Origin of the sequence: Sphingobium sp. IP1 (assembly GCF_002708645.1) — a bacterium.
GTDB lineage: Bacteria > Pseudomonadota > Alphaproteobacteria > Sphingomonadales > Sphingomonadaceae > Sphingobium > Sphingobium yanoikuyae.
In genome coordinates, this window is record NZ_NOIW01000212.1 from 1 (window position 1) to 3,727 (window position 3,727).

A 3,727-nucleotide genomic window follows, 5' to 3' on the forward strand; every position below is an offset into this window, starting at 1 on the left:
CGCCTTCTCGCCGTGGCTCTACAAACAGCGAAACCTCGTCGAACGATTCTTCAACCGCATCAAGCAGTTCCGTGGCATCGCCACCCGCTATGACAAAGACCCTGCCAACTTCCTCGCAGCCATCAAGCTCATCTGCGTGCGCATCTGGTGCAGTGCGTAATGAGTCTACGCGCTAGTGCCCGGTCATCCAGACGTCAGTAACCGCGCGCCGGATCGACGATGTCGGACGGCGCCTCCCCCCGGACGAAGCGGGTCAGATCGTCCTGGATCTTTTCCAGCAGGCGATGCCGCACAAGCTGGTAATTGCTGGAAATATGCGGGGTCAGCCGCACCCTGGGATGGGTGTAGAGGACATGCCCCTCGGGCAGCGGTTCGGGGTCGGTGACGTCCAGCGTCGCAAAGCCCAGCCGGCCATCATCCAGCGCCCGCACGAGAGCCGCCTGATCGACCACCGATCCGCGCGCGACGTTGATGAGGTGCGCGCCTGGCCGCACCCGCGCCAGCAGCGTATCATCGACCAGATGGCGGGTCTGGGCAGTGGCGGGCACGGCGAGCAGGATATGATCCGCCTCCTCCACCAAAGTGCCGACATCGCCGACCAGTTGCACGCCCGGCACGCTGGGCTGCGCGCCGGATCGCCGCACGCCGATCACCTGCGCCCCCAGCGCCAGGCCGCGTCGTGCGACCGCCGCGCCGATCGCGCCCATGCCGATGATGCCGATGGTCGTGCCCGACACCCGCCCCAGCTGCGCCGGTCCCCATTGCGCCCGCGAACGGACGGTGACGGCATCCAGATTCTTGGCATGGGCATAAATGGCGGCGATCGCATAATCGGCGATCTCCTCCGACGCGACGCCCCGACCGCAGGTGACGAGCGGCGCGTCGAGCAGCCAGTCGGGATAGAAATCGACGCCGACCGAGGCGCTGTAGACCCATTTCAGGCGCCCCGGCCAGGGTGCGGGGCGGCGCACCTCCGGCGCGCGCCAGGCCGGAGACGGGCGGATCAGCAATATGTCGGCCTCGTCGGCAGCGCTCCAGGGCGCGTCCTCGGCAACGTCGATCAGCACGGGGGCGGACGGGTGACGGGCAAGGCTCCGGTTGAAATCCGGCTCCATCTGGCTGGCGATGATCAGGGACATGGGCTCAATTCCCCAGCGCCGCGCGACCGGCGGCAATCAGGATGGTGTCGGTCTGCGGCGAATGGATACGGCTGCACAGCACGTCGCGATAATGGCGCTCCAGCGGATTATGGCGGCTGATGCCGGGATTGCCGGTCAGCTCCAGCCCGATCTCGACCGCGCGGATGGCGTTGGCGGTGGCGACATATTTGATCGCATTGGCCTCGACCGCCGGCGGCGGATCGCCCGCGTCGATCCGCGCGGCGGCGTCGCGGACCAGCGTGCGGTTGACCTGCAACAGCGCCTCGATCTCCCCGAACTTCTCCTGGACGCGCGGCAGAGTGGCGAGCGATGCGCCCAAATTGCTCGGCACCCGGTCGTTGAGATAGGCGCGCAGCCAGTCGCGCGCGGCGCGCGCCACCCCGTCATAGATGACCGAGATGGAGAGCGCATTCCACAGCGTCTGGACCGGATCGGGCGCGCCCCACTCCTCTGGCCGGCGAATGTCGACCGCATGGTCGGCCGGCGTCGGCGTATCGGTGAAATGGACGGCATGACTAACGGTGGCGCGCATCCCCAGATGATCCCAGGCCGGCTCGATATCCACCCCCGGACTGCCGGCCCGGACCAGGAAATTGCCGACGCGTGGGCTTTCCTCATCGGTCTTCGCCCAGACCGAATACCAGTCGAGGCCAGTCGATCCGGTCGAGTAGATCTTCGTGCCGCTGATCGCCCAGCCATGGGCCGTGCGCCGCGCGATCGTGGCAGGTAGGCCACCGCGCACGGGCGTGCCCAGTTCCGGCTCGACCCGCAGCCCGCCGATCAACCCTCGCCCCGCCACCGCATCGCGCGCCAGCGTCTCATAGATGTCCGCCGGCCAGCCGCGCGCCCGGTTGGGCGTCGCATGATAATGATAGGTCATGAACAGGATCAGCGCGGTCGAGGGATCGCCCTTCGCCACCGCCGCCAGCACCCGCAGCGCTTCGGAAACCGACGCGCCCCGCCCGCCATGCGCGCGCGGCACGGTCAGCGCGATTAGGCCCTGTTGCGCCAATATGTCGAAGTTGGCGCGCGGGAATTCGGCGCTGCGGTCATATTGCTCCGCATTGGCCGCGAGCAACCGGGTCAGCCGGTCGAGCTGGTCGGCGGGCACCGGCCCTTCGGGCGGCTGCGGCTGCACGGAAATTGCCTGGGTCGCCATGATATCAGCCTCTCTTGGGAATGGCGTCGTTGAAGCGGGCATCCCAGAGCGGGCGGACGTCCACCCGCTTGGGAACCAGCCCGGCCTTGAAGAAGACATCGGCGACCTGTTGCTGCGATCCGATCGCCTCGGGCGTGACCGGGCGCAGTTCATAGGTCGCGCTCTTGCGGCGGAACTGATCGAGCACATAGTCGCGCGGCACGCCGATATCCTGGGCGACGATGCCGGCCCACTCGTCCTGATGTGCCGCCGCCCAGCCAAAGCCCTGCTGCACCAGTGCCAGATATTCGCGGATGATGGCCGCCTTGTCGGGATCGGCCAGCGCATCGACATGGGCGGAGACGAGATAGTTGCCTGACAGGATACCATAAGCGGTGCGCAAGATCCGCGCCCCCTCGGTCGCGATCGCGCGCTGGATCGGAAAGCCATAGATCGCCCAGGCATCGAGCGCCCCTTGCGAGAAGGCGGCGGCGCCATCCGACACGCCCATCGCGACCGGGGTGATGTCGTCCCAGCTCAGGCCGACCTCCTCCAGCATCCGGATCAGGAAATATTGGGCGGTGGTGGCGCGGACATAGCCGACGCGCTTGCCCTTGAGGTCGGCGATGGAGCGCGCCTTCGATCCCTTCGGAACCAGCACGACCTGGTTATTGACGTCGCCATGGGCGACCGCGATCTGGCGGAAGCTCTGGATGGTCGATGCGGCGGCGAAGATCGGCGGGATCTCGCTCATCCCGCCATAGTCGAGCGATCCGCCATTGAGCGCCTCGACCACGAGGTGGCCGGACTGGAACTCGCTATAGACAAGGTCAAAGCCCTTGGGCTGGATGCCCGCCGCCTTGAACAGCAGGCGGGTGTCGCCATCGCCCTTGCCGGTGATCGACACCCGCAATTTGGGCCGGCCCTTGCCAGCGGTGCCACAGGCGGTGAGCAGCAGGCTGCCCGCGGCCGCGCCCAGCAGATTGCGTCTGGACAACATCTCAGCGACCGCCGGCCGTTTCTCGCACACTTGCTGCGCTGGGATCACGTTCGAACAGGATTACCGTCGGATCGCGCAGCAATTCGCGCCGGGCCGCCGCCCTGAACCGGGCCAGCCTATCCGTCCACCGCTGCGTCCACGCCATGATATCCAAGTCCTCGTCTGATATGAGAGGACTTTATCTGCCAATTAAGTAGAGATATGTCTGTCAAGCTTTGCTGGGCCGCTTATTAGAAAGCCTTGACCTTCGCAGGGCTGCGCCGGCTGGTGAAGGTAGCGTTGCAGGAGTGGCTGCGGCGGTTTGAACCGCGCCGGGTTTGCCGGAGGCTCCAACTTCTGAGTAAGTGGAGCCGATATGAGCAAAGCGACGAACAAGTTTGCACCTGAGGTTCGCGCACGGGCGGTGCGCATGGTGCTGGATCACGAGGC

General features: G+C 66.4%; 4 protein-coding genes. 1 reads left to right on the plus strand and 3 read right to left on the minus strand.

Annotation, left to right across the window (positions count from 1 at the left end):
• On the plus strand, positions 1–160 hold a 160-nt coding region (locus CG471_RS29265), incomplete at its 5' end, for a transposase (RefSeq protein WP_143560160.1).
• A gap of 34 nt (positions 161–194) precedes the next feature.
• Here the strand turns inward: CG471_RS29265 and CG471_RS29270 are convergent.
• The 3 genes from CG471_RS29270 to CG471_RS29280 are packed head-to-tail and all read right to left on the minus strand — an operon-like array spanning position 195 to position 3,298.
• Positions 195–1,139, minus strand: coding sequence for an NAD(P)-dependent oxidoreductase (locus CG471_RS29270; protein ID WP_099234599.1), 945 nt, complete (start codon positions 1,137–1,139; stop codon positions 195–197).
• Between the two features lie 4 nt (positions 1,140–1,143).
• Positions 1,144–2,319: an acyl-CoA dehydrogenase family protein gene (locus tag CG471_RS29275; protein ID WP_099234600.1), complete on the minus strand. Its 1,176-nt coding sequence runs from the start codon at positions 2,317–2,319 to the stop codon at positions 1,144–1,146.
• Positions 2,320–2,323: 4 nt separating this feature from the next.
• Positions 2,324–3,298, minus strand: a complete 975-nt coding sequence (locus tag CG471_RS29280; RefSeq protein ID WP_099234601.1) for an ABC transporter substrate-binding protein — start codon at positions 3,296–3,298, stop codon at positions 2,324–2,326.
• Positions 3,299–3,727 lie beyond the last annotated feature (429 nt).